Genomic DNA, 25,436 nt, shown 5'->3' with positions numbered 1-25,436 from the left:
GCGGGCCGCCATCGGTTAGCGTGCGCGTCGGGCAGGCTGTGGAGAGGGCAAGGTGGCGCGCCGCGAATCGATTGGGAATGCCTCCGGGGCCGTGGCGTTCGGCCTCGCTCTCTGTCTCGGGCTGCGCTTGCTGTCGCCGGTGCTCGTGCCTTACGCGGACGACGGGTTCTTCAGCCAATGGGCGGTCGAATACGCCCGCAGCGGCCAGTTGCGCAGCCCCTTCCTCGATACGCTGTTCCCGGATTTCAAGGACCTGCTGCTGGTCTATCCGCCGCTTCATGTCGTGCTGGCCGGCCTGTGGCTGCGTCTCGACGGGATCTCGCGGGCGGGTTTCGACAATTACCTCTATCTGTCCATGGCGCTGGCCACCATCGGCTTCGCCCTGGTCCTGACCCGCGTCTTCGCCAGCCGGGCGGCGGCCTATATGGCCTTTCCGATCGTCGCCGCCGTCTATCTCCTCTACCCCTTCCGGCCCGAGGTGACGGGCTTCACCCTGCTCGCCCTCGGGCTCGGCATCGGCTGGGGCCTGGGCGGGGGGCGGCGGCTGGCCGCCCTCGGCCTGATCATGCTGGCGCCCCTGACCGCGCCTTCGGTCTTCGGCGTCGCCCTCGTCCTCGTCCTCGCGCAGGAACTGGCGCTGGCCCGCGAGGCACGCTGGCGCGGCCTGCCGGCCCAGGCCCTGGGGCTGGGGCTGGCGGCCGTCTTCGCCCTGTTCGTCTTCCTGCTCTCGATCCAGTTCCAGCTCGGCGAATTCATCCGCCAGTTCCTGCTTCATGCCGGCCTCGGGCAGCAGAGCTTCAACCTGCAATCCCTGCTCAGCGGTCTCGGCGTCGCCGCCCTCGGCCTGTGGCTGTGGCGGCTGCGGACCGGGCGGCGCGACGCCCTGCTGCTGGCGGCGATCGGCCTCGGGCTATGCGTCTCCGAATTGTTCCATGTCCGCGGCTTCGTGCGCGACCTCGTGCTCGCCCTGGCGGTCACCGGCTTCGCCGCCGTCATCCTGCGCCACACCACCCTGGCGGGGCCGGTCGCGATCGTCATCGCCGGGGGCTTCTGCCTCGGCTATCTCGGCAATCTCGCCTCGATGAACCTGTTCGGCACCGCGATCGAGCGGCCGGAACGGGCGCAGCAGCTGGCCGACTGGCGCGCGGCGGCGGCGGCCGGGCGGCTGCGCCTCTTCGTCGACGATGTCGGCCTGCGCGACCTGCTGGATTTCGATTCCCGCGACATCGGCTCGTGGAACCGGCACGACCCGATCCCGGGCGGCATTCCGACCGGTTTCGACGTCCTCGGCCCCGACGAGATCTGGCTCGTTTCCGGCTATACATTGTTCGGCTACCTGCGGGGCGAAGCCTTCGCCCCGGCCGGTGCCCTCGGCGGCTACGAGCGGGCGCCGTCGCTCGGCTGCTATGCCGGGCGGGTGGGCTGCCGGCTGCCGCTGCGCCATCACGACTACCTGATGTTCCGCCGGGGCGCCGACGGCCAGGTGGTGACCGAGGTCTTCTGACCATGGCGCCCCGCCCCTTCCTGTCGCTCGTCGTCCCCGTCCGCAACGAGGAGGAAGTGCTCGACGCCTTCTTCGCCGCCCTGGCGCCGGTGGCCGAACAGGTGGCGGCGACGGCAGGCCCGGTCGAATTCATCTTCATCGACGACGGCTCGACCGACCGCACGGCGGCCCTGCTCCGCGCCCGCGCCGAAACCGATCCGCGCGTGCGGCTGGTCTCCTTCTCGCGCAATTTCGGCAAGGAAGCGGGGTTGACCGCCGGCCTGCACTTCGCCCGCGGCGACGTGGCGGTGCCGATCGACGTCGATCTTCAGGACCCGCCCGAGCTGATCCCGGCGATGATCGCCAAATGGCGCGACGGTTTCGACGTCGTCTATGGCGAACGGGTGTCGCGCCCGACCGACACCTGGCTGAAACGCCTGTCGGCGGAACGTTTCTACCGCCTGTTCAACCGCATCTCGGACGTGCCCATTCCCTTCAACGCCGGGGATTTCCGCCTGATGGACCGGGCCGTGGTCGAGGCGCTCTGCGCCCTGCCGGAACGCACCCGCTTCATGAAGGGGCTGTTCGCCGCCATGGGCTATCGCCAGGCCGCCCTTCCCTATGTCCGACCGGAACGGGCGGCGGGGACGACGAAATTCCGCTTCCTCCGGCTCTGGGCCTTCGCCCTTGACGGCATCACCTCCTTCTCCTCGATCCCCTTGCGGGTGTGGAGCTATGTCGGCGGCGCCATCGCCCTCCTTGGCCTGCTCTACGGCGGTTTCATCGGCCTGCGCACCCTGGTCTTCGGGCGCGACGTGCCGGGCTTCGCCACGCTCGCGGTCATGACCTCGGTGATCGGCGGGCTGCAATTGCTCTCGATCGGGGTGCTCGGGGAATATGTCGCCCGGCTTTTCGTCGAGGCGAAGCAGCGCCCGATCTTCATCGTCCGCGAACTCGCCGGCTTCGACGACGAGGAGGCGGCGGAACAGGCGCGCAAGCTCGCCGGCAAGGCGGTGATCGCCCGCCATCGGCCCCGCCCTGCGCCCCAGGCGCTGGAGCCGTGACCGGCAGCAGCCTTGACAGGCGGCGGGCGAAACCCGAAGTTGCCCGCCCGAACTTCTCGGATTGGAGACTACGATCATGTCGGTATCGCTGACCCTGCCGGACGGCAGCCTGCGCTCCTATCCGGGGCCGGTCAGTGGCACTACCCTTGCCGCCGACATCGGTCCCGGTCTGGCCAAAGCCGCCCTTGCCCTGCGCGTCGACGGCATTCTCGTCGACCTCGCCCATGTCATCGAACAGGATGCCCAGGTCGAGATCGTCACGCGGAAGTCCGAGGATGCCCTGGACCTGCTGCGCCACGACTGCGCCCATGTGATGGCGGAGGCGGTGCAGGAACTGTTCCCCGGCACCCAGGTGACCATCGGCCCCTCGATCGAGAACGGCTTCTATTACGATTTCGCCCGCGGCGAGCCCTTCACCCCCGACGACCTCGCGGTCATCGAGCAGCGCATGCACGCGATCGTCGACCGCGACGAGGCGATCCGGCGCGAAGTCTGGGACCGCGACGCGGCGGCCGATTTCTTCCTCTCGAAGGGCGAGATCTACAAGGCCGAGATCATCCGCGACATTCCGGCGGGCGAGAAGATCAGCCTCTACGCCCAGGGCGATTTCATCGACCTGTGCCGGGGCCCGCACCTGCCCTCGACGGGCAAGCTCGGCCACGGCTTCAAGCTGATGAAGGTGGCCGGGGCCTATTGGCGCGGCGACCATCGCAACGCCATGCTCCAGCGCATCTACGGCACCGCCTGGCGCGACGAGAAGGAACTGAAGGACTATCTCCACCGGCTGGAGGAGGCGGAGCGCCGCGACCACCGCAAGCTGGGCCGGGAGATGGACCTCTTCCATCTGCAGGAGGAAGCGGCCGGCTCGGTGTTCTGGCACCCGAAGGGCTGGACGCTGTACCGTGTCCTCGAGAATTACATCCGCCGCAAGATCGACGTGGATGGTTACGAGGAGGTGCGCACGCCCCAGCTCGTCGACAGTTCGCTCTACGTCGCCTCGGGCCACTGGGAGATGTATGGCGACAACATGCTGAAAGTGCCGGTCGACGACGGCAAGCGCATGTTCGGCGTGAAGCCCATGAACTGCCCCGGCCATGTGCAGATCTTCAAGCAGGGCCTGGTGTCCTACCGCGACCTGCCGATCCGCATGGCCGAATTCGGCTGCTGCCACAGGAACGAGCCTTCGGGCGCGCTGCACGGCATCATGCGCGTGCGCCAGTTCGTGCAGGACGACGCCCATATCTTCTGCACCCCCGACCAGGTGGTCGAGGAAACGAAGAAATTCTGCCGCCTGCTCGAAAGCGTCTATTCGGACCTCGGCTTCACCGACTTCAAGGTGATCCTGGCCACGCGCCCGGAAAAGCGCATCGGCACCGACGCGGAATGGGACAAGAACGAGGGCGACCTCGCCGCCGCGATCAAGGCCGCCGGCATGGATTTCGAGATCTCGGTCGGGGACGGCGCCTTCTACGGCCCGAAGATCGAATTCCACCTGCGGGATGCGATCGGCCGGACCTGGCAATGCGGCACCCACCAGCTCGACAGCCTGCTGCCCCAGCGCCTGGATGCGACCTATATCGCCCCCGACGGCTCGAAGCAGCGCCCGGTCATGCTGCACCGGGCGATCCTCGGCAGCCTGGAGCGCTTCATCGGCATCCTGATCGAGCATTACGCCGGTCACCTGCCGCTGTGGCTGAGCCCGACCCAGGTGGTGGTCGCCACCATCACCTCGGACGCGGACGATTACGCCGACGCCGTCGCCGGCCTCCTCAAGGCGCGCGGGCTGCGGGTCGAGACCGATCTCCGCAACGAGAAGATCAACCTGAAGGTGCGTGAGCATTCGCTGGCCAAGGCGCCCTACATGCTGGTCCTCGGCAAGCGCGAGGCGGAGAACCGCCAGGTCGCCCTGCGCCGGCTGCACGGCGGCGAGCAGACCGTGATCGCCCTCGACGAGGCGCTCGACCGCCTCGCCACCGAAGCCCTGCCGCCCGCCTGACCAGGAGCCCAGCCATGCCGGCCGCCCCCCCGCATGTCGTCGATGTCATCCCGTTCAAGGAGCGATATTCGGCCACGGCGGCGGGGGCGATCGCGCTTTGCGTCGACCAGATGGCGGCGGTCACCGCGGCCCGCACCACCGTGCTGGGGCGGGCCTGCGCCGATCCGCTGCCGGGCGGGCGCTTCCGGCCGGTGCGCTCGTTCTTCCTCACCTATCGCTTCGCCGCAGCCTATGTCATGGGCTGGGAGGCGCTGTTCTATTTCGAAGGCGTGCTGCGCGCCCTGAAGCGCGAGAAGCCGGACATCATACAGGTCCACAACCGGCCCCTGCTGGCGGTCATGCTGCAAAGGGCCTTTCCCAAGGTCCCGGTCTTCCTGTTCCTGCACAACGACCCGATGGAAATGCGCGAATTGCGCCCGCCGAAGAATATCGGCAGCCAGCTGAAGGTGCTGGCCGGCGTCGTCGCCCTGTCGGGCTGGATCGAGAACCGGCTCTACGAGGCGGTGCCCAAGGTGCCCCGCGGCCTCGTCCATCGCATCGGCAATGTCGTCGACTGCCCGGCCGCCCATGAGGACGAGGCCGGCCTTTTCGCCGCCAAGGAGAAGCTGATCCTCTTCGTCGGGCGCATCACCGGCGGCAAGGGGCCGCTCGCCTTCGCCGAAGCCATGGTCCGCCTGCTCGACGATTATCCCGGCTGGCGGGCCCTGTGCCTTGGCGGATTCCGCATGGGCACGACCGACTGTTCGAAGCCGGACGGCTATCAGCAGCAATTCCTCGATACCGTCGCCCGCCATCAGCGCCTCGAATTCCTGGGCCCCCGGCCCTTCCCCGAGACCATGGAACAGATGCGGAAAGCGGCGATCCTGGCCGTGCCGTCGCGCCACCACGAGGCTTTCGCCCGGGTCGGGGTCGAGGGCATGTTCGCCGGTGCCGCCATGATCGTCTGCAAGAAGGGCGGCGCCCTGCCCGAAGTCGTGCCCGAAGCCTCGGGCGCCCTGCATATCGACGATGCGACGACGGCGGAGATCGAGGCCGCGACCCGCCGCCTGCTCGACGACGACGCCGAGCGGACGCGCCGCGCCCGCCTGGGCCGGGCCTATGCCCTCGACCATTACGCGCCGGCCAGCGTCGGCCGCCGGATCGACGCCCTTTATACAAGCGCCCAGCACGAGGTGACGCGATGAGCGGCCGGATTGCCGATCTTTCCGTCTTCTTCATCACCCTGAACGAGGAAGACCGCCTGGGCCCGGCACTGGCCAGCGTGCGCGACCTCGTCGACGATATCGTCGTCGTCGACAGCGGCTCGACCGACGGCACGGTGCGGCTGGCGGAACAGGCGGGCGCCCGCGTCGTCCACAATGATTTCCCCGGTTACGGCAGGCAGAAGCGCCTGGCCGAAAGCCTGTGCCGCCACGACTGGGTGCTGAACCTCGATGCCGACGAGCGGGTGACGCCCGAACTCGCCGCCGAGATCCGCGCCCTCTTCGCCGGCGGCCGCCCGCCCCAGGGCGCCTATCACACGCCGATCCTGCAACTCTATCCGCATCAGGACAGGCCGACCGCGGGCGCCTTCGAATATGACCCCGTGCGTCTCTACGACCGGGCGCGCTCGCAATATTCGGAAAGCCCGGTGCACGACCGGGTGGTGCTGGGCGCGGGCGTTGCCGCCGGGCGCCTGAAGGGCGGCATCCTGCACCAGTCGATCCGCAACCTGTCGCATCTCATCGCCAAGTCCAACGCCTATACCGACAAGCAGCTGGAGGAAATGCTGGCCAAGGGGCGCAAGGTCTCGGGCCTGCGCCTCGCCGTCGAATTCCCCTTCTCCTTCCTCAAGGCCTATGTCGGGCGGCGTTACTTCCTGATGGGCACCTACGGCATCGGCGTCGCCGCCACTTACGCCTATTTCCGCCTGATGCGGCTGGCCAAGCTGCACGAGGCCCGGCTCCTGAAAGAGAAAGTGCAGGCGAAGGGGTGAGTGCGCCGCGCGTCCTGGTCGTCACCCCCTATGGCGTCGGCGGCGGCGTCACCGAGGCGTTCTTCACCTCGCTCGAAATCCTGTGCCGGGCGGGCGGCACGCCCCTGGCCGCGATCGATGCCGGGGCCGCCTTCCGCGGCCGGCTGGCGGCGGTCGAAACCCATGAGGTGCCGAGGCTCGGCGCCGGCGGCAGCCTCAACGCCTTTCTCGCCGGCCGGCGCCTGCGCCGTCTCGCCCGGCGCCTGCGGCCGGATTTCATCCTGGCCCACAACGGGCGCTACATCGATGCCCTGGCGGGCCTGGGCGCGCCGCTGACCGGCGTCGTCCACGGCGGCAAGCTGAAGCGTTTCCTGCGCGCCGACCGGCTGATCACGGTCAATGCCGAACAGCGCGACGGCCTGATCGCCCTCGGCTTTCCCGCCGGCCGGGTGCGGCTGATCCCCAACGCCCTGCCCGTCGACACGCTGCCGCCCTTCGCCCCGCGGCCCTTCGCCCCGCGACCGCCAGCGACACCCCTGCGCATCGGCACCCTGCGCCTGCTGCTGCGCGAGAAGGGCGTCGACGTGCTGATCGAGGCCGCGGGCCTGCTGGCCGCCCGGGGCCTCGCCGTCGATCTCCACATCGGCGGCACGGGGGCGGAGGACGCGGCCCTGCGGGCCCAGGCGGCCCGCCTCGGCCTTGCCGGGCGCGTCACTTTCCACGGCTGGGTCGGCGACCAGGCCGGCTTCCTCTCCGCCCTCGACCTCTATGTCATGCCGTCGCGCCACGAGACGTTCGGCATCGGCATCCTGGAAGCCCAGGCCGCCGGCCTGCCGGTGATCGCCAGCGCCTGCGAGGGGCCGCGCGCCGTGATCCGCGACGGCGAGACCGGCCTGCTGGTCCCGCCCGGCGATGCCGCCGCCCTGGCGGATGCCGTCGCCCGCCTGAGCGCCGACCCGGCCCTGGCCGGCGATCTGGCCCGCCGGGGCCATGCCGATTGCGCCGCGCGCCACCTGCTGCCCGCGATCGCCGGCGCCTATGCGGATGTCGTCCTCGGCCATGGCTGAAACCCCGCGCGTTGCCATCGTCTTGCCCCGCTTCGCCCGCTATCAGGAACAGGGGGCGACCTCGATCGACCTCTATGCCCGGGATTCGGTCCGTTTCAGCACGCTGCCCGGGATCGCCGTGATCGGCCCGCCCTGCGGCACCCCTTTTCCGGACGGCGGAACCTATGTCCCGGTCCCGGCCGGGCCCGACTGGCGGCGCCAAGTGCTGCGGGCGCTCCGGACGATCAAGCCGGACGTGGTCGAAGTCCATCAGGACATCAACCTCGCGGCATGGGCGGCGCGGCGCCTGAAGGCCCCGGTCGTCGCCATCCGCCACAATACCCAGAAGCTGCCCAAGCTGTGGGTGCGGCGCTTTTTCAAGAACCTGCAATGGAACGCCATAGCCGCCTTCGGCTTCGTCAGCGAATTCCTGCGCACCGAATTCTGCGCGGCCCTGCCGGATTTCCAGGGGCGGAGCCATGTCCTCTATAACGGCATCGATCCCGAAGCCTGGGCCCCGCCCGCCGCCGCGGCACGGGAAAAGCTGATCGTCTATGTCGGCCGGCTGGTCCCCGAAAAGGGCGTGCCCGAACTGATCGAGGCCTGCGACCGCGTGCTCGGCCGCCACCCGGACTGGCGCCTGCTGATCCTGGGCGGCAATATGGCGGATGCGGACCGGAACACGGTCGCCGCCGCCGGCGCTTTCGCCGACCGCCGCCCCGGCCAGGTGACCATCGAGGGGCCCGTGCCCCACGACCGGCTGCCGGAACGCCTGGCGCGGGCCGCCATTGCCGCGGTGCCTTCGATCGTGCTCGAAGCCTTTGGACGGACGGCGGTCGAAGCCATGGCCGCCGGCTGTGCGCTGGTCGTCAGCCGGCGCGGCGGCCTGGCTGAAGTGGTGGCGGACGGCACGGCCGTGATCGCCGAGCCGCCGACCGCCGCCACCCTGGAACAGGCGCTCGAACACCTGATCGCCGCGCCCGATCTCCGGGCCGACATGGGCGCGAGGGCTAGGGCGGCGGTGACCGGGCGGTTTTCCCTGGCTGCCAGTATCGGGCACCACGACCAGTTGCGCCGCAGGCTTGGCGCCGCCGATTGACAAGGTGACGATGCAATCGATACACAAACCCCCTGGCCGGCCGCCGAGCGGGAGAAGGCCCAGCGGGAGAAGGCCCAGCGGGAGAAAACTGTGTCCGCAACACCCCTGATCAGCCTCGTGGTGGCGACGAGAGAGCGCGCCGCCACGCTGGAGGGCACGCTGGCAGCCTGCCGCCTCGTCGCCGGCGACGATATCGAGATCGTGGTCTGCGACAATGCGAGCGCGGACGACACCCCGGCCGTGATCGCCGCCGCTGCCGCCGCCGATCCGCGCATCACCGCCGTTCGCCGCGACGCGCGGGGGAGCATGCGGCAGAACTACGGCACCGCCCTGGCCGCGGCGCGCGGCGACTATGTCTGCTTCTTCGGCGACGACGACGCCCCTCTGCCCGGCGGCATCGCGGCACTGCGCCACATCATCAGGACGGAACGGCCCGATGCCGTCGGCTGGTCGCTGGTGGGCTACGATTGGCCGGGGGCCCGCGTCGGCCTCGAGGGCGGCGTGCTCAGTCTTCGGGCCCGCAGCCTGTTCGGCGGCCTGACGCGCATCGATGTCGAGGGCATTCGCGGGAAATTCGCGAATGCCGCCATCGAATACTACCGCGACGGCATCAACATCTATCACGGCTGCGTCTCGCGCCGGGTGATCGAACGGGTGGAGGCCGATCTCGGGACTTATTTCTTCGAGCCGAATCCCGACCTGTTCAGCTGCATCTCCAACCTGTGGTACACGAAGAATTACCTGTTCTACGGCCACCCGGTGACATTGGCGGGGGTCGGGCCGAAATCGATCGGCGCCGCCTTCTCCGCGGTCGGCGCCGCCGACGGCAAGGGCCAGGCCATCCGCGATCAGTTTCGCCGCGAGGTCGAGGCCGATCCCGTCGGCAGCCTGATCGGCCTTCAGGTGCGTTCGGTGCCCGCCCATACCTTTGCCTGCGTGGTCAAGGCCAATGAACATATGCCCGCGGCCGGGCGCTTGCCGGTCGATGCCCGGGCCTGGGCGCTGATGGTTCTCGGCAAGGGCAATGCCCAGCCCCCGCACGAGCGCGAGGCGACCCGCCTTGCCACCAGGCTGCTGGTCGAGCGCCTGGGCGCCCCCTGGACCGCGGACATGGAGCGGGCGGCGGAGGCCATGCTGGCCGCGCCCGCGCCCGTCTACCGCGGGAACCGGCTGAAGCGGGCCGATCTTCTGATTCCGGCCGGGCAGGGCCGGATCGACCAGGTGGTCCTGCTGGTCGAGCGCTTGCTCGGACGGCGCCCGCCGCCCGAACTGGGGGCCGGCGGCGGTATCGGCAAGGCCCTGGCGCTGGCGGCGGCCGAACTTCGCTGCCGCCTGCTGCCGCTCTACCGGCGGGGCTGAGATGGCGGCGGGGGATCGCACCATCATCCTGTGGGGGGCGACGGGCCATGCGCGGGTGCTGCGCGACATCCTGCTGCCCGGCGGCTGGACCATTGCCGCCGTCTTCGACAACCGCCCGGTGGCCGCCCCCTGGGCGGACGCGCCGCTGTTCATCGGCCGCGAAGGCTTCGCCCGCTGGCGCCGGGACTGGCAGGGGGCCTTGCCCGGCTTCGCCCTGGCGATCGGCAGCCACGGCTTTGCGGCCGGGAAACTGGCGCTGGCGGCATGGCTCGGCGACGAAGGGCTGTCGCCCCTGACCATCGTGCATCCGAGCGCGGTGGTCGAGCCCTCGGCCCGGCTCGGCCCCGGCGCGCAGGTGCTGGCGGGCGCGGTGATCGGCGCCGAGGCGCGGATCGGTGCCCACAGCATCGTCAATACCCGGGCCTCGATCGATCACGACAGCTGCCTTGGCGATGCCGGCCACCTGGCCCCCGGCGCCACCGTGTGCGGCGAGGTGACGATCGGCCATCGGGCCATGCTGGGCGCCGGCTGCACCGTGCTGCCGCGCCTTGCGATCGGAGACGGCGCGCTGATCGGCGCCGGCGCCGTGGTGGTGCGCGACGTCGCGCCGGAAACCCGGGTGACGGGAATCCCCGCCCGCCCCCGGCCATAGAGGATCAAACGCCCCATGCCAGCCACCCCTGAAAGCTCCGGCGGATTGAAGACGCGATGACGGTCCGAGCCCCCGAACTCATTCCCGTTGCGGCCCCCTGGATCACGGCGCGCGAAGGCGACCTGTGCCGCGAGGCGGCCCTGACCGCCTGGGGTCCCGATCACTACCGCTTCAACCGCGAATTCGAACAGTCCTTCGCGCGCTATCTGGGCGTGACCCATGCGGTTTCCCTGCCCCATGCGACGGCGGCCCTGCACCTCGGCCTTGCCGCGCTCGGCGTCGGTCCCGGCGACGAGGTGATCGTGCCGGCGGTGACCTGGATCGCCTCGGTCGCGCCCGTCACCTATGTCGGCGCGGCGCCGGTGCTGGTCGATATCGATCCCGTGACCTGGTGCATCGATCCGGCCGCGGTCGAGGCCGCGATCACGCCCCGCACCCGGGCCATCATCGGCGTCGACCTCTATGGTTCCATGTGCGACTGGCCGGCGCTGCGCGCCATCGCCGACCGCCACGGCCTGGGCCTGATCGAAGATGCCGCCGAGGCCCTGGGCTCCAGCCTGAACGGCCGCCGGGCCGGGGCATTCGGCGATGTCGCGGCCTTTTCCTTCCACGGCTCGAAGACCCTGGCCACCGGCGAGGGCGGCATGGTGACCACCGACCGCGACGATCTTCTCGCCCGCATCCAGGCCCTGCGCGACCACGGCCGGCCACCGGGCGACCGCTTCTTCCTCAACACCGAGATCGCCTTCAAGTACAAGATGAGCGCGGTACAGGCCGCCCTCGGCCTCGCCCAGATGGAACGGATCGACGCGATGATCGCGCGGAAGCGGCAGATCTTCGCCTGGTATCGCGACCGCCTGGGCCACCGCCGGGACATCCGCATCAATGCCGAGCCGCCGGGTGTCGAGAATTCCTTCTGGATGGTCTCGGTCGTGCCCGACGCCGGCTGCCCCCTGGATAAATTCGCCCTGATGGCGGCGCTGCGCGAACGCAATATCGACAGCCGGCCCTTCTTCTCCCTGCTCAGCGAGATCCCGGCCTTCGACAGCCGGCCGGAGGCGGCCCGCTTCCTGCCCCCGGTGCCGCGCGGCCGGCTGGCGGCGACGAAGGGCATCAACCTGCCCTCCGGCTACAATATGGACGAGGAAAAGGCGGATCTGGTCAGCCGGGCCCTGATCGAAGTGCTCGACGCCGCCGCCCCGGCCTGACGCCGCGGCGTTTCAACGCGGCAAGCCCCGGTCCGGCCCCAAAAGCGCGGCAAGTATGCGATAGCGCATTGCCACGGGCGCACGGACGGGGCTACAGACAAGGCCCATGTCCCGGCAACGGCAGAGGTCAATTTGAAGGCGGTCATCCTGGCGGGGGGCCTGGGCACGCGGATTTCCGAGGAATCCCACCTGCGCCCCAAACCCATGATCGAGATCGGCGGGCGGCCGATCTTGTGGCACATCATGAAGATCTACGCCCACCACGGCATCGACGATTTCGTGATCTGCTGCGGCTATCGCGGCTATATGATCAAGGAATATTTCGCCAATTACGTCCTGCACAATTCGGACGTGACGATCGACGCCACCACGGGCCGCATCACCTATCACCAGACGACGGCCGAGCCCTGGAAGATCACCCTGGTCGATACCGGCCAGGACACGATGACCGGCGGCCGCCTGAAGCGGGTGCGCCCTTACCTGCACCCGGAAGAACCCTTCTGCATGACCTATGGCGACGGCGTCTCGGATCTCGATATCCGCGCCTCGGTCGACTTCCATCGGGGCCACGGCAGGCTGGCGACGGTGGGCGCGGTGATCCCGCCCGGGCGCTATGGCGCGCTGCGCCTCGACAGTGATTTCGTCACCGATTTCACGGAAAAGCCGCCGGGCGACAATGCCTTCATCAACGGCGGCTATTTCGTGCTGCAGCCGGCGGTCCTTGACCGTATCGCCGGCGATGCCACACCCTGGGAATCGGCCCCGCTCGAGGGCCTGGCCAAGGACGGCGAGCTGGTCGCCTTCCGCCACACCGGCTTCTGGCACGCCATGGACACGCTGCGCGACAAGACGACCCTCGAAAACCTCTGGTCCGCCGGCAAGGCGCCCTGGCGCCTGTGGGCATGAGCGGCGGCCATCCCGATCCGGCGCTGTGGGCCGGGCGGCGGGTCCTGCTCACCGGGCATACCGGGTTCAAGGGCGCCTGGGCGGCACTCTGGCTGGAACGGCTGGGGGCGCGGGTCACCGGCCTCGCCCTGCCGGCCGAGGAATTGAGCCTCTACACGCTGGCCCAGGTCGGCCGCAGCCTCGAAAGCCATGTCGCCGACCTGCGCGATCCCGCCGCGGTCGAACGGGTGGTGCAGGCCGCCGACCCCGAGATCGTGCTGCATCTGGCGGCCCAGCCGATCGTGCGCCGTTCGCTGGCCGAACCGGTCGAGACTTTCGCCACCAATGTCATGGGGACGGTGCATCTCCTCGATTCGCTGCGCCGGGCCCGGGGCCTGCGCGCCCTTCTCGTCGTCACCTCGGACAAGGTCTATGCCAATGCCGAGGACGGCCGCGCCTTCGCCGAGACCGACCGGCTGGGCGGCAAGGATCCCTATTCCGCCTCCAAGGCCGCCTGCGAGATCGCGGTCCAGGCCATGGCCCAGAGCTTCCTGGCCCGGAACGGCGTCCGCGTCGCGACCGCGCGGGGCGGCAATGTGGTCGGCGGCGGCGATTTCGCCGAGGACCGGCTGGTCCCCGACGCGGTGCGCGCCGTCCGGGCGGGCCGGGCCCTGGTCCTGCGCCACCCGGAGGCGACCCGGCCGTGGCAGCATGTGCTCGACTGCCTGGCCGGCTATTTCGCCATGGCGGAGGCGCTGCTGGCCGGCACCGACCTGCCCCCGGCGTTGAATTTCGGTCCCCTGCCGGGCACGGACGTCACGGTGGGCGCCCTGGCACGGTCGATCCTCAAAGCGCTCGGCGGCGACGGGGACTATGTCCACCAGCCGGTGCCGGGCTCGGTCGAGATGACGGCCCTGGCCATCGATTCGGCGCTGGCGCGCCGGGTGCTCGGCTGGCACGACCGGCTGGCCGGCGAACGCCTTGCCAAGGCGACCGCGGATTGGTACCGAGCCTGGATCGAGGGGGCGGACGCCCGCGCCCTCACCCTGTCCCAGATCGCGAGTTTCGAGGCCCTGCCGTGACCGACCGCTCTCCGCCCTGCCGTTTCTGCGGGGCGCCCCTGACCCGGACCTTCCTCGACCTCGGCAAGACGCCGCTGGCCAATGCCTATGTGACGGCGGCGGATGTCGCGGCCGGCCGCGATCGCGCCTATCCCCTGCACGCCCGGGTCTGCGACGCCTGCCTCCTGGTCCAGGTCGACGAGGCGGTGCCGGCCGAGGCGATCTTTTCCGACTACGCCTATTTCTCGTCCTATTCCCCGGGCTGGATCGAGCACGCAAGGCGTTACGCCGCCGCCATGACCGAGCGCTTCGGCCTGACCGGCGCCTCGCTGGTGGTCGAGGTCGCCTCCAACGACGGCTATCTGCTGCGCCATTTCGTCGAGCGCGGCATTCCCGTGCTCGGGGTCGAGCCGGCGGCCAATGTCGCCGCGGTCGCACGGGCCGCGGGCGTTCCGACCGAGGTCGTCTTCTTCCACCGCGACAGCGGCCGCGACCTGGCCGCGCGCGGCTTCAAGGCCGACCTGATGGCGGCCAACAACGTCTTCGCCCATGTCCCCGACATCAAGGGCTTCGCCGCCGGTTTCGCCGAAGTGCTGAAGCCCGAAGGCGTGGTCACCTTCGAATTCCCCCACCTGCTGAACCTGATCGACGAGGTCCAGTTCGACACGATCTACCACGAGCATTATTCCTATCTCTCGCTGGTGGTGGTCGAACGGGTGCTGGCGGCGGTCGGCTTGCGCGTCTTCGACGTCGAGGAACTGCCGACCCACGGCGGCTCGCTGCGCGTCTTCGCCTGCCATCGGGGGGCGGGCCACGGCGAACGGCCGGGCCTGGCCCTGGTCCGGGCGAAGGAACGGGCGGCCGGCCTGGACCGGGCCGCGGCCTATGACGGCTTCGCCCCCAGGGTGGCGGCGGTGCGCGACGGTTTCAGCGCCTTTATCGCCAGGGCCAAGGCCGAGGGCCGGCGCGTCGCCGCCTACGGTGCCGCGGCCAAGGGCAATACGTTCCTCAACTACTGCGGCATCGCCGCCGACGACATCCTGCTGGTCGCCGATCGCAACCCGGCGAAACAGGGCCGGCTGCTGCCCGGCAGCCATATCCCGATCGTCGCCCCCGAGGCCCTGATCGAAGCCGCCCCGGACGATCTGGTCATCCTGCCCTGGAATGTCGCCGACGAAGTGGTCGAGAGCATGGCCGCGCTCAAGGCGCGCGGCTGCCGCTTCTGGACCGCGGTGCCGGCGCTCCGCGAGCGCTGAGCCCATGCGCTTCGTGCCGACGGCGATCGCCGGCGTCACCATCGTCGAGACCGAGCCCCGCCTCGACGGGCGGGGCGCCTTCGCCCGGCTCTATTGCCCGCTCGAATTCGCCGCCGCCGGGCTCGGGGATTTCCGGCCGGCCCAGGTCAACCTGTCGCGGAACACGGCGCGGCACACGCTGCGCGGCCTGCACTACCAGGACCCGCCCCGGGCGGAAGCCAAGCTGGTGCGGGTGACGCGGGGCCGCATCTTCGACGTCGCCGTCGACCTGCGCCCCGGCAGCCCGACCCTGTACCGCTGGACCGGGACGGTGCTGGACGAGGACGGTCTGCGCGCCCTCTTCATTCCCGAAGGCTGCGCCCACGGCTTCATCACCCTCGCCCCGGAAACCGACGTCCTCTACCAGATGGGGCGGAATTTCGAGCCCGGCTGGGGCCGCGGCCTGCGGTATGATGATCCGCGGCTGGCCATCGCCTGGCCGGCGGTGCCGGCGGTCGTCGACGACAAGGATCGCAACTGGCCCCTTCTCGGTGCCGACGTCTGAAAAACCGCCCGTTTTTGTTGACCCTGCGCCCAGGTGACGGTTCTAATTCCACACGGTTGAACGGTGCGAGGAGTGGCGCCCGGTCGCTGCCCCGGGGTGCCCTAGCGGAGGTTGATCATGTCCTTTTCCGTCAAGTCCTGTCTTCTGACCGCCGCGCTGGCCGCGGCGGCCTTCGCGGGGGTCGCCCACGCGGAAGACAAGGTCGTCAACGTCTATAACTGGGAAGAATATATCGACGACACGACCCTGGCCGATTTCGAAAAGGAAACGGGGATCAAGGTCGTCTATTCCACCTTCGATTCGAACGACACGCTGGAGGCCAAGATCCTGGCCGGCAAGTCGGGCTATGACGTGGTCTTCCCGTCCGGCGCCTTCCTCGAGCGCCAGATCAAGGCCGGCGCCTACCAGAAGCTGGACAAGTCGAAGCTGCCCAATCTCGTCAACCTGGATCCGGCCATCGTCGAGAAGCTGGCCCTGTTCGATCCCGGCAACGAGCATGCCATCGACTATATGTGGGGCATCACCGGCATCGGCTACAATGTGAAGAAGATCAAGGAAATCATGCCGGATGCCCCGGTCGATTCCTGGAAGATCGTCTTCGATCCCGAGATCATCGCGAAGTTCAAGGATTGCGGCGTCGCCATCCTGAACGCCCCGGACGAAGTGATCCCGGCCGTCCTCAAGTCGATCGGCGAGGATCCGAACTCCAAGGATCCCAAGGTCCTGCAGAAGGCGCTGCCGATCCTCGAAAAGATCCGCCCCTTCATCACCCGCTTCGAAGGCTCGTCGATGATCGACAAGCTGGCGACCGGCGAGGTCTGCCTGGCCGTCGCCTGGAACGGCGACGTCTTCCAGGCCAAGGCCGCTGCCGATGCCGCCAAGAACGGCATCGAGATCGCCTTCGCCGTGCCGAAGGAAGGCGCCCAGCTCTGGTTCGACTCGATGGCGATCCTCGCCGACGCCCCGCACCCCGAGGCGGCGCATGCCTTCATCAACTACATGATGAAGCCCGACGTGATCGCCCGCAATTCGGCCTCCACCCAATATGCCAACGGCAATGCGGCGGCGAAGCCGCTGATGGATGCGGCCGTGACCTCCAACCCCGGCATCTATCCGCCGGCGGAGGTGATGAGCACCCTGTTCCTGATCACCGCCTATTCCCAGAAGGAACAGCGGATCCTGAACAAGCTCTGGGAAACGATCAAACTGGGCGAATAAAGCCCGATACCGGCCGGCGCCCGGGCGGCGCCGGCCTTTTTTCATCGCTGGCCTTTTTCATCGTGACGCGTTTCCCGGCTGCGGGGTTCAGAGGGGGTTAAGGGGATGAATGTGACGAGCGCCTCGCGGGTGCCGTTCGAGCCGTGGAACGACCCACAGGCCAAGCCTTACATTCGCATCGTCAATGTCACCAAGACCTTCGGCGACTTCGTGGCGGTCGACAATCTGACCCTCGACATCTACCAGCGCGAGTTCTTCTCGCTGCTCGGGCCGTCGGGCTGCGGCAAGACCACCTTGCTGCGCATGCTGGCGGGCTTCGAACGGCCGACCGCGGGCCGGATCGAGCTCGACGGCGTCGACATGTCGGCCGTGCCGCCCTACGAGCGGCCGGTGAACATGATGTTCCAGTCCTACGCCCTGTTCCCGCATATGACCGTCGAGGACAATATCGCCTTCGGTCTCCGCCAGGACGGCGTGCCCAAGGAGGAACGCGCCCGCCGGGTCGAGGACATGCTGAACCTCGTCCAATTGACCAAGTTCGGCAAGCGCAAGCCGCACCAGCTTTCCGGCGGCCAGCGCCAGCGCGTGGCGCTGGCCCGCTCCCTGGTCAAGAAGCCGAAGATGCTGCTGCTCGACGAGCCGCTGGGCGCCCTCGACAAGAAGCTGCGCGAACAGACCCAGTTCGAGCTGATGACCATCCAGGAACAGGTGGGCATCACCTTCGTCATCGTCACCCACGACCAGGAAGAGGCGATGACCGTCTCGTCGCGGATCGCGGTGATGAACCACGGCCGCATCGCCCAGGTGGCGACCCCGGCCGAAATCTACGAATACCCGAACAGCCGCTATGTCGCCGAATTCATCGGCGACGTGAACGTCCTCGAAGGCCGCCTGGCCGAGGTCGCGTCGGACCATGTGATCATCACCTCGGCCGAGGCGGATACCCATATCTACGTCGACCGCGGCACGTCCGCCGCCTCGGGCGCCACGGTCTGGGTCGCGGTCCGGCCCGAGAAGATCGACGTCGCCCTGACCCCGCCCGAGCAGCCCGAATATAATTGCATCAAGGGCGCGGTCTGGGACATCGGCTATCTCGGCAACCTCACGATCTATCACGTGAAGCTCGAGAACGGCAAAAAGGTCACCGCCGCCGTCGCCAACCGGCGCCGCCTGCGCGACCGGCCGATCACCTGGAACGACGAGGTCTATCTGACCTGGGCCCCCGACAGCGCGGTGGTACTGGTGTCATGAGCGCGCCCGACGACAGCCCCGACCGGCCGGCCGCCGCCCTCATCACCCACGACCACGGCGATTTCCTCGATTCGCTGGAAGCCGGGCTCCGCCGCAACGGCCTCGGCTTCGCGGCCCCGGCCGTGATCCGCTTTCTGGCCCTCTTCACCGGGCGGGGCGCGGTCATCGCCCTGCCCTATCTCTTCCTGCTCGCCTTCTTCCTCATTCCCTTCTTCATCGTCCTGAAGATCAGCTTCGCCGAGACCGCCCTGGCGATCCCGCCCTATACCCAACTGATCGAGATCGTCGACGACGGCTTCGAATATTACCTGAACCTGAAGCTGAACCTCGCCAACTACTGGACGATCTTCACCGAGGACACCTATGTCCGCGCCTATCTGAACTCGGCCAAGATCGCGGCGATCTCGACCGCGCTCTGCCTGCTCATCGGCTTTCCCATGGCCTATGCCATGGCGAGGGCCAGCGAATCGATCCGCCCCACCCTGCTGATGCTGGTGATCCTGCCGTTCTGGACTTCGTTCCTGATCCGCGTCTATGCCTGGATCGTGATCCTGAAGACCGAGGGCGGGCTGCTGAACACGTTCCTGATCTCGATCGGGGTGCTTTCGCCGGACGATCCCCTGCGCATCCTGAACACCGAATGGGCGATGTATATCGGCATCGTCTATTCCTACCTGCCGTTCATGGTGCTGCCGCTCTACGCCAACCTGGAGCGCATGGACCTGACCCTGCTGGAAGCCGCGGCCGACCTCGGCTGCCGGCCGATCAAGGCGTTCTGGGTGGTGACCGTGCCGCTGGCGATCCCGGGCATCATCGCCGGCTGCTTTCTCGTCTTCATCCCGGCGGTGGGCGAATACGTCATTCCGGAGCTGATGTCGGGCGACAATGTCCGCGTGATCGGGCGCAAGCTCTTCACCGACTTCGCCAGCGAACGGAACTGGCCGCTGGCGGCGGCCGTCTCGGTCATTCTCCTGCTGATCCTGGTCATTCCGATCATGGCGTTCCAGCGCCAGCAGGCGCGATTGCAGGAGGCCGGCCGATGAAGGGACTGAGCAAGATCAACCTGGTGGCGCTGACCTTCGGCTTCGCCTTCCTCTATATCCCGATCCTCATCCTCGTCTTCTTCTCGTTCAACGACAGCCGGCTGGTGAACGTCTGGGGCGGCTTTTCCTTCCGCTGGTACGGGGAATTGTTCCAGAACGACGACCTTCTCGGCGCCGCCTGGATCTCGCTGCTGCTGGCGGCCGCGGCATCCACGCTTTCGGTCGTGCTCGGCACGGTGGCGGGCTTCGTCATGGCCCGTTTCACCAGTTTCCGCGGGCGCACCCTGTTCTCGGGCATGATCTATGCGCCGCTCGTCATGCCCGAGGTGATCACCGGCCTGTCGCTCCTCCTCCTCTTCGTCTCGATCGACTGGGGGCGGGGGCTCGGCACCATGATCATCGCCCACACCTCGTTCTGCATGTCCTATGTCGCCGTCGTCGTGCAGTCCCGCCTCGTCTCCTTCGACCGCTCGATCGAAGAGGCGGCCCAGGACCTGGGGGCGACGCCGTTCAAGACCTTCTTCGTCATCACCCTGCCGGTGATCGCGCCCGCGCTGGTCTCGGGCTGGCTGCTGTCCTTCACCCTCTCCCTCGACAATGTGGTGATCACCTCCTTCACCTCGGGGCCGGGCTGGGACACGCTGCCGGTGAAGATCTTCTCGGCCGTGAAGCTGGGCGTGAAGCCGGAGATCAACGCCCTCTCCACGATCATGATCCTGGTGGTCGCGATCGGCGTCATCGCCGCCTCCCTGGTGCAGAAACGGGCCATGGTCGAACGCCAGCGCGCCGAGCGCATGGCGGCGGCCGAGAGCTGAGACGAAAGTAAAAGATGGGCGCGGGTCAACACAGAGCTGCATGTGATGCATGAAGCTAATCGTTGAATCCGGGGCCAAACGCGCCCATCTTGTGAACAACAGGACGCCGACGGGCACCCCCCAATGGCCCGGCGGTTCCTCAGCGGTACCTTCCCCCCAATCGGTACCGCGCGCGTTTCCCAATAACGCGATAGCGCCCGATCGATCCCCCCTCGATCGGGCGCGTTTCGTTTCTGCCCCCCTCCGCCCATCTCGGACTGGACAGGCCGGGGGCTTGGGGCAATATCCCCCTATGACGACCGGCCCCGAACCCGCCTTCCGCCCTGCGGCCCCCGAGACCCTGACAACCGATGTCCTGATCGTCGGCGGCGGCATGATCGGCCTGACCGCGGCGATCGCCGTCGCCCGCGCCGGGCTTTCGGTCATCGTCGCCGAGGAAACGCCGCCGCCGCCGACCCTCCTGCCCGCCTTCGACGGCCGGGTGTCGGCGCTTGCCCATGGCTCGTGCCAATTGTACCGGGCGCTCGGGCTCTATGACGCGCTCGCGGCGGACGGCCAGCCGATCCTCGACATCCATGTCACCGACGGGCGGCTGGGCGAGGCGGCGTCGCCCCTGTTCCTGCACTTCCACCACGGCGACGTTGGGGCCGAGCCTTTCGGCCTGATGGTGGAGAACCGCCATATCCGCATCGCCCTGCACCGGGCGCTAGAGCGAATTGCCGATTCATCGAATCGGCAATTCGCTCAAATGTCATTGAATGGAGCGGTTTTGCCGGAAACCGCTCTGGCCGCCGAGGAGCGGGTCCGCCTGCTCGCCCCGGTCAAGGTCGCCGCCACCGCCCGGGACGGCGCCTTCGCCACCGCCACCCTGGCGGACGGGCGGGCGGTGCGCTGCCGCCTGATCGTCGCCTGCGACGGCCGCCATTCGCCGCTGCGCGAGGCGGCGGGCATCAGGACCGTGGCCTGGGACTACCGCCAGGCGGGCATCGTCGCCACGGTCGAGCACGAGCGCCCCCACGCGGGCGTCGCCTACGAGCATTTCCTGCCCGGCGGCCCCTTCGCCATCCTGCCCATGACCGGCAACCGCTCGTCCCTGGTCTGGACCGAGCGAGCCGACCTCGCCCCCGCCCTGATCGCCCTGGACGCGGCCGATTTCGATGCCGAGATGCGGCGCCGCTTCGGCACCCACCTGGGCGCGGCCCGGGCGGTCGGGCCGCGCTTTTCCTACCCCCTCGGCTTTCACATCGCGACCCGCTTCGTCGAGCGCCGGCTGGCGCTGGTCGGCGATTCGGCCCACGGCCTGCACCCGATCGCCGGCCAGGGCCTCAATCTCGGCCTGCGCGATGTCGCGGCCCTGGCCGAAGTGCTGGCGGACGGCTGCCGGCTGGGCCTCGATCCCGGCGACCCGACCCTGCTCGCGCGCTACGAACGCTGGCGCCGGCTCGATTCCGTGGTCATGGGCACGGTGATGGACGGGCTCAACCGCCTGTTCTCGAACGATGCGCCGCCGGTCCGCCTGCTTCGCGACCTCGGCCTCGCCGCCGTCAATCGCCTGCCGCCGCTGAAGAAATTCTTCATGCAACATGCCCGTGGTAGTATCGGGAAGCTGCCCCGGTTGCTGGACGGCAGGCCGCTTTAAGGGATTGGTGCCGCCGATGGCACAGCTGGTCGTGACCTACATGGAAATGCTGGGGCCGCCGCGCGGCGCGAAGCCCCTGGCGCCGGCCGACGCCATCGTCCGGCGCGAGGCCCCTGCGCGCGAGGATTACCTGGCCCTCTATCACGCCGTCGGCGATCCCTTGCGCTGGGACGAGCATGTCACCATGGCCGCCTCGGCGCTGGACGCCTTCCTGAGCGATCCGGCGACCCATATCCATGTCCTCCGGCTCGGGCGCCGGGCGGGCGGCTTCTGCGAATTTTCGGGCGCGGGCGGGGACACCGTGGAACTCACCCACTTCGGCCTGATCCCGGTGCTTCAGGGCCGGGGACTCGGCCCCTTCCTGCTGCATCAGGCGCTGGTCGACCTCTGGGGCCTGGGCCCCACCCGGCGGGTCTGGCTGCGCACCGACAGCTGGGACCACCCCAAGGCGATCGCCACCTATGCCCACGCCGGTTTCCGCGTCTTCGACCGGCGCACCATCTCGGTCGCAGGTTAAGGCTCAGTCGCAGGTTGATAAGGCGTCAGCGCATCAGGCCCTTGGCGCTCAGCGCCTCCAGATAGGCGACGAACATCTGGGCCTGATCCTCGCCGAAGCGGCGCAAGGTCGCCCAGGTGTAGAGGCCGCTGTCATGGCCGTCGTCGAAGATCAGGCGGACGGCATAATGGCCGACCGGCTCCGCCCCGACGACGGCGACATGGCGCTTGCCCGCGACCAGGCGCTTGGTCGCGGGGCCATGGCCCTGGACCTCGGCCGAGGGGCTTTCGACCCGCAGCAGTTCGGCCGGGATACGGTCCTTGCGGCCGTCGTCCCAATCGACTTCAAGGGCCCGCTCCGCCCGGCGGATGCGGATTTCCAGCGGCCAGGGCTCGCCGCCGCCCGCCGCGCCGGTCACGCCGGGCCGCCTTCCTCGTCCAGGCGCCGCGCCTCGTCGATCAGCATGATCGGAATGCCGTCGCGGATCGGATAGGCCAGCCGTGCGGCATCGGAGACGAGTTCGCCCCGCTCCCGGTCATAGCGCAGCTTCTGGCGCGAGGCCGGGCAGACCAGGATTTCGAGCAGCTTCGGATCGACCGTGCCGTTCGTCGTCGTATCGCTCATGACGGGAGATCCTATTGCAAAGGGGTTTCGGGTTCGCCGGGGCGCGCGGCGACCGCCATGCCGAGCAGGGTGATCATGGCGTCGGCCCGCGCCGACAGATCCTCCGCCTCGAGCAGGGCCTGTTTTTCCGCCGGCGAAAAGGGGCAGATCATGGCCAGCGCATTGACCAGGGGTTCGGCCGGGGCCCGTTCGATCGCCTGCCAGTCGGCGTTGAGGCCGTGCAGTTCGAGATAGGACCGCAGCACCGGATAAAGCCGGCTGCGCTCGAACCCCGAAGGTTCCGGCGGGGGATCGAAATCGGCGGCATAGGCGGCGAAATCCGCGACCACCTGGCGATAGGGCGTCACCCGCGCCAGTTCGGTGGCGATCCGGAAACGGCCGATCCCGGTCAGGGTGATCATGAAGCGGCCGTCGCCGGTCTCGGAAAAGGCCGTGATCTTGCCGGCGCAGCCGACCTGGAAGATCGCCGGCTCCGCCTCGCGGCTGTGGCTGTCCAGGGGCTGGACCATGCCGATCAGCCGGTGCCCGGCCATGGCGTCGCGCACCATGGCCAGATAGCGCGGCTCGAAAATATTCAGCGGCAGGCGGCCGCGGGGCAGCAGCAGGGCCCCGCTCAAGGGAAAGACCGGCAGGATCGACGGCAGTTCGTCGAAGCCGATCAGCCCGGCGCTGGCCGACATGGCCGCCCGTCCCCGTTCAGGCGAAGAGGATCGACGACAGGCGCCGGCGCCCGTCGGCCGCCAGCGGGTCCTCGAAGCCGAGCACGTCGAACAGCTTCACCAGCTGCTTGCGCGCGGCCTCGTCGTTCCACTTGCGGTCCCGCTTGACGATGTCGAGCAGGTGGTCGATCGCCTCGCCGTTGCGGCCCTCGGCATGCAGGGCGACGGCGAGGTCGAAGCGGGCCTGGAAATCGGCGGGATCGGCCTCGACCGCGGCCAGCAGGGGCCCCAGTTCGCCGACATCGGCCGCCTCATGGGCCAGGGCCAGGGCGGAACGGGCGCCGGCGACCTCGGCGTCATTGGCCTTTTCCTCCGGGATCGCGGCGAGGAATTCCGCCGCCTCGTCCAGGCTGCCGCGGGCGACGGCGATCTTGGCGAGGCCGGCCAGGGCGCCGTGGTGCTGGTCCTCGGCCTGGAGGACTTCGGCATAGGCGGCTTCCGCCTCGTCCAGCCGGCCCTCGGCGACGGCGGTGCGGGCGAACTCCAGCACGTCGTCGACGGGCGAGGCGCCGCCGGACATTTTCACCAGGCGGTCGACGAAAGCCTTCACCTGGCTTTCCGGCAGGGCGCCCTGGAAGCCGTCGACCGGCTGGCCCTGATAGAAGGCATAGACCGCGGGAATCGACTGGATGCGCATCTGTTGCGCGATCTCGGGGTTCTGGTCGACGTCGATCTTGGCCATGAGCACGGCGCCGCCGGCGGCCAGCACCGCCTTTTCCAGCAGGGGGCCGAGCTGGCGGCAGGGCCCGCACCAGGGGGCCCAGAAATCGACGATGACCGGCACCTTGCGCGAGGCGTCGAGCACATCCTGGCGGAAGCTGGCGAGGTTGACGTCCTTGATCAGGTCGGCGGCGGCGGCACCGGCGCCCTTGAGGCCGCCCGACGGGGCCTGGCCGATAAGGGTTTCCATCTTATATTCCGTCCGTTGGTCGCTGTGACCGTGCTTGCGATGCGTTAAGGACCCGGGCGTTGCGCCCCGGCCCATCAATAGGCGTCCGCGCGGCCGAAGGCACGCGCATTCGCATTACCTCATAGATGGGGCCCGCGCCAGTATCTGCAAGCAGACAGACCGATCTGCAAGCGGATGAGCCGATCTGCAAGCGGGCGAGAGGGCGTCAGGGCGCCTCGCCCTTGGCGGCCGCCCGCGCCGCCGTCACCGCCGCCAGGTCGACGAGGGCCGGGACATGGCCCGTCGCCTCGAGGAAGCGGAGGAAATCGGCCCGGGCGATCGCCGTGGTGCGGTCGTTGCGAAGGGGATGGAAGTTCAGCGGATCGAAGGCAAGCAGGCCGCTGTCCAGCACCAGGCGGACGCCGGCGGCGCTTTCGTTGGCCAGGGTGAAGGGCGTCACCGAACCGGGCGTCACGCCCAGAATCGCCAGCATCGCCTCCGGGGTGCCGAACGACAGGCGGGGCGCGCCCAGGTGCTTTTCCAGGGCCGTCAGGTCGACCCGGACATTTTCCTCGGCCACCACCAGCCAGAAGCCGCCCTTCCTGTCCTTCAGGAACAGGTTCTTGGCGTGTCCGCCGGGCAATTGCCCACGCAGGGCCTGGGCTTCCTCGACGGTATGGGCGGCGTCATGGGCGACGGTGCGGTGCGCGAGCCCGAGCGCATCGAGCCGGGCGAAGAGATCGAGATCGGTCATCGGCATGATCCCCCACTCCTACCCCATTCCGCCGCCGAAGCCCATGGCGGAACCGGGCGGCCCCGAAAATCATGCTTGCAAAGCGCAGTCGCCTCAGTATAGTGCCGGCCTCGACGTGAAGCCGGCGTTCCCTGCAACGCTGCGCATTACAGACGGCGCCAGAGCGGGCGTAGCTCAGGGGTAGAGCACAACCTTGCCAAGGTTGGGGTCGAGGGTTCGAATCCCTTCGCCCGCTCCAGTCTCCCGGTCCCTATCCCGGCCGGAAGACCACGACGGCAGCGCCACCGAAACGCCAGAGCGGGCGTAGCTCAGGGGTAGAGCACAACCTTGCCAAGGTTGGGGTCGAGGGTTCGAATCCCTTCGCCCGCTCCAGTTTTCCGA

Annotated in this window: 25 protein-coding genes and 2 tRNA genes; 22 read left to right on the top strand and 5 right to left on the bottom strand. The window is 68.8% G+C overall.

Annotation, left to right across the window (positions count from 1 at the left end; all coding sequences use genetic code 11):
• Positions 1-52: 52 nt before the first annotated feature.
• The 20 genes from DKG75_RS12530 to DKG75_RS12435 all read left to right on the top strand — a co-directional run bounded on the left by DKG75_RS12530 (position 53) and on the right by DKG75_RS12435 (position 22,090).
• On the top strand, positions 53-1,504 hold the full coding sequence (locus DKG75_RS12530) for a hypothetical protein (RefSeq protein ID WP_109921455.1): 1,452 nt from the start codon (positions 53-55) through the stop codon (positions 1,502-1,504).
• A 2-nt stretch (positions 1,505-1,506) separates the two neighbouring features.
• Positions 1,507-2,547: a glycosyltransferase family 2 protein gene (locus tag DKG75_RS12525; RefSeq protein WP_109921454.1), complete on the top strand. Its 1,041-nt coding sequence runs from the start codon at positions 1,507-1,509 to the stop codon at positions 2,545-2,547.
• 76 nt (positions 2,548-2,623) lie between these two features.
• A complete protein-coding gene (thrS, locus tag DKG75_RS12520; RefSeq protein ID WP_109921453.1) occupies positions 2,624-4,543 on the top strand; it encodes a threonine--tRNA ligase in 1,920 nt (639 codons plus the stop codon).
• A gap of 14 nt (positions 4,544-4,557) precedes the next feature.
• Complete coding sequence (locus DKG75_RS12515) at positions 4,558-5,727, top strand: glycosyltransferase family 4 protein (RefSeq protein ID WP_109921452.1); 1,170 nt, start codon at positions 4,558-4,560, stop codon at positions 5,725-5,727.
• Positions 5,724-6,518 (top strand): glycosyltransferase family 2 protein, encoded by a 795-nt coding sequence (locus tag DKG75_RS12510; protein WP_208112107.1) that lies wholly within the window; start codon positions 5,724-5,726, stop codon positions 6,516-6,518. Before DKG75_RS12515 ends, DKG75_RS12510 begins: the two co-directional genes overlap by 4 nt.
• Entirely contained in the window at positions 6,515-7,564 is a 1,050-nt protein-coding gene (locus tag DKG75_RS12505) for a glycosyltransferase family 4 protein (RefSeq protein ID WP_109921451.1), read from the top strand. Before DKG75_RS12510 ends, DKG75_RS12505 begins: the two co-directional genes overlap by 4 nt.
• The gene (locus tag DKG75_RS12500; protein WP_166646518.1) at positions 7,557-8,642 is read left to right on the top strand and encodes a glycosyltransferase family 4 protein; all 1,086 of its coding nucleotides are present in this window, start codon (positions 7,557-7,559) and stop codon (positions 8,640-8,642) included. Before DKG75_RS12505 ends, DKG75_RS12500 begins: the two co-directional genes overlap by 8 nt.
• Before the next feature lie 90 nt (positions 8,643-8,732).
• Positions 8,733-10,001 (top strand): glycosyltransferase family 2 protein, encoded by a 1,269-nt coding sequence (locus DKG75_RS12495; protein WP_166646519.1) that lies wholly within the window; start codon positions 8,733-8,735, stop codon positions 9,999-10,001.
• A 1-nt stretch (position 10,002) separates the two neighbouring features.
• Positions 10,003-10,653 carry an acetyltransferase gene (locus DKG75_RS12490; protein ID WP_109921448.1) on the top strand — a complete coding sequence of 217 codons (651 nt, stop codon included), beginning with the start codon at positions 10,003-10,005 and terminating at the stop codon, positions 10,651-10,653.
• Positions 10,654-10,709: 56 nt separating this feature from the next.
• The gene (locus DKG75_RS12485; RefSeq protein WP_109921447.1) at positions 10,710-11,861 is read left to right on the top strand and encodes a DegT/DnrJ/EryC1/StrS family aminotransferase; all 1,152 of its coding nucleotides are present in this window, start codon (positions 10,710-10,712) and stop codon (positions 11,859-11,861) included.
• 132 nt (positions 11,862-11,993) lie between these two features.
• Positions 11,994-12,767, top strand: a complete 774-nt coding sequence (gene rfbF, locus DKG75_RS12480) for a glucose-1-phosphate cytidylyltransferase (protein ID WP_109921446.1) — start codon at positions 11,994-11,996, stop codon at positions 12,765-12,767.
• Positions 12,764-13,828, top strand: coding sequence for a CDP-glucose 4,6-dehydratase (rfbG, locus tag DKG75_RS12475; RefSeq protein WP_109921445.1), 1,065 nt, complete (start codon positions 12,764-12,766; stop codon positions 13,826-13,828). The genes rfbF and rfbG overlap by 4 nt, the downstream gene beginning before the upstream one ends.
• Positions 13,825-15,063: a class I SAM-dependent methyltransferase gene (locus DKG75_RS12470; protein WP_109921444.1), complete on the top strand. Its 1,239-nt coding sequence runs from the start codon at positions 13,825-13,827 to the stop codon at positions 15,061-15,063. Before rfbG ends, DKG75_RS12470 begins: the two co-directional genes overlap by 4 nt.
• 4 nt (positions 15,064-15,067) lie before the next feature.
• Positions 15,068-15,607, top strand: a complete 540-nt coding sequence (locus tag DKG75_RS12465) for a dTDP-4-dehydrorhamnose 3,5-epimerase family protein (RefSeq protein WP_109921443.1) — start codon at positions 15,068-15,070, stop codon at positions 15,605-15,607.
• A gap of 117 nt (positions 15,608-15,724) precedes the next feature.
• On the top strand, positions 15,725-16,825 hold the full coding sequence (locus tag DKG75_RS12460) for a polyamine ABC transporter substrate-binding protein (RefSeq protein ID WP_109921442.1): 1,101 nt from the start codon (positions 15,725-15,727) through the stop codon (positions 16,823-16,825).
• A 105-nt stretch (positions 16,826-16,930) separates the two neighbouring features.
• A complete protein-coding gene (locus tag DKG75_RS12455; RefSeq protein WP_109921441.1) occupies positions 16,931-18,076 on the top strand; it encodes an ABC transporter ATP-binding protein in 1,146 nt (381 codons plus the stop codon).
• Positions 18,073-19,119: an ABC transporter permease subunit gene (locus tag DKG75_RS12450; protein ID WP_109921440.1), complete on the top strand. Its 1,047-nt coding sequence runs from the start codon at positions 18,073-18,075 to the stop codon at positions 19,117-19,119. Before DKG75_RS12455 ends, DKG75_RS12450 begins: the two co-directional genes overlap by 4 nt.
• On the top strand, positions 19,116-19,934 hold the full coding sequence (locus DKG75_RS12445) for an ABC transporter permease subunit (RefSeq protein WP_109921439.1): 819 nt from the start codon (positions 19,116-19,118) through the stop codon (positions 19,932-19,934). The genes DKG75_RS12450 and DKG75_RS12445 overlap by 4 nt, the downstream gene beginning before the upstream one ends.
• 292 nt (positions 19,935-20,226) lie before the next feature.
• Positions 20,227-21,573: an FAD-dependent monooxygenase gene (locus DKG75_RS12440; protein WP_109921438.1), complete on the top strand. Its 1,347-nt coding sequence runs from the start codon at positions 20,227-20,229 to the stop codon at positions 21,571-21,573.
• A gap of 16 nt (positions 21,574-21,589) precedes the next feature.
• Positions 21,590-22,090 (top strand): GNAT family N-acetyltransferase, encoded by a 501-nt coding sequence (locus DKG75_RS12435; RefSeq protein WP_109921437.1) that lies wholly within the window; start codon positions 21,590-21,592, stop codon positions 22,088-22,090.
• A gap of 25 nt (positions 22,091-22,115) precedes the next feature.
• On the opposite strand, the gene DKG75_RS12430 is transcribed toward DKG75_RS12435, so the two are convergent.
• The 5 genes from DKG75_RS12430 to DKG75_RS12410 form a co-directional block, all read right to left on the bottom strand.
• Entirely contained in the window at positions 22,116-22,487 is a 372-nt protein-coding gene (locus tag DKG75_RS12430) for a gamma-butyrobetaine hydroxylase family protein (RefSeq protein WP_109921436.1), read from the bottom strand.
• The gene (locus DKG75_RS12425) at positions 22,484-22,693 is read right to left on the bottom strand and encodes a Trm112 family protein (protein WP_109921435.1); all 210 of its coding nucleotides are present in this window, start codon (positions 22,691-22,693) and stop codon (positions 22,484-22,486) included. The genes DKG75_RS12430 and DKG75_RS12425 overlap by 4 nt, the downstream gene beginning before the upstream one ends.
• Positions 22,694-22,704: 11 nt before the next feature.
• Positions 22,705-23,373, bottom strand: coding sequence for an LON peptidase substrate-binding domain-containing protein (locus DKG75_RS12420; protein ID WP_109921434.1), 669 nt, complete (start codon positions 23,371-23,373; stop codon positions 22,705-22,707).
• A 16-nt stretch (positions 23,374-23,389) separates the two neighbouring features.
• Positions 23,390-24,322 (bottom strand): thioredoxin family protein, encoded by a 933-nt coding sequence (locus DKG75_RS12415; protein WP_109921433.1) that lies wholly within the window; start codon positions 24,320-24,322, stop codon positions 23,390-23,392.
• 205 nt (positions 24,323-24,527) lie between these two features.
• Positions 24,528-25,061, bottom strand: coding sequence for a prolyl-tRNA synthetase associated domain-containing protein (locus tag DKG75_RS12410; protein ID WP_208112108.1), 534 nt, complete (start codon positions 25,059-25,061; stop codon positions 24,528-24,530).
• Between the two features lie 157 nt (positions 25,062-25,218).
• Between DKG75_RS12410 and DKG75_RS12405 the strand changes: the two genes are divergently transcribed.
• Together DKG75_RS12405 and DKG75_RS12400 are read left to right on the top strand one after the other, a co-directional pair.
• Positions 25,219-25,293, top strand: a tRNA-Gly gene (locus tag DKG75_RS12405).
• A gap of 59 nt (positions 25,294-25,352) precedes the next feature.
• A tRNA-Gly gene (locus DKG75_RS12400) sits at positions 25,353-25,427 on the top strand.
• Positions 25,428-25,436: the final 9 nt, after the last annotated feature.

The sequence above is a fragment of the Zavarzinia compransoris genome (assembly GCF_003173055.1).
Lineage (GTDB): Bacteria > Pseudomonadota > Alphaproteobacteria > Zavarziniales > Zavarziniaceae > Zavarzinia > Zavarzinia compransoris.
This window is presented reverse-complemented; position numbering and strand designations above follow the sequence as displayed.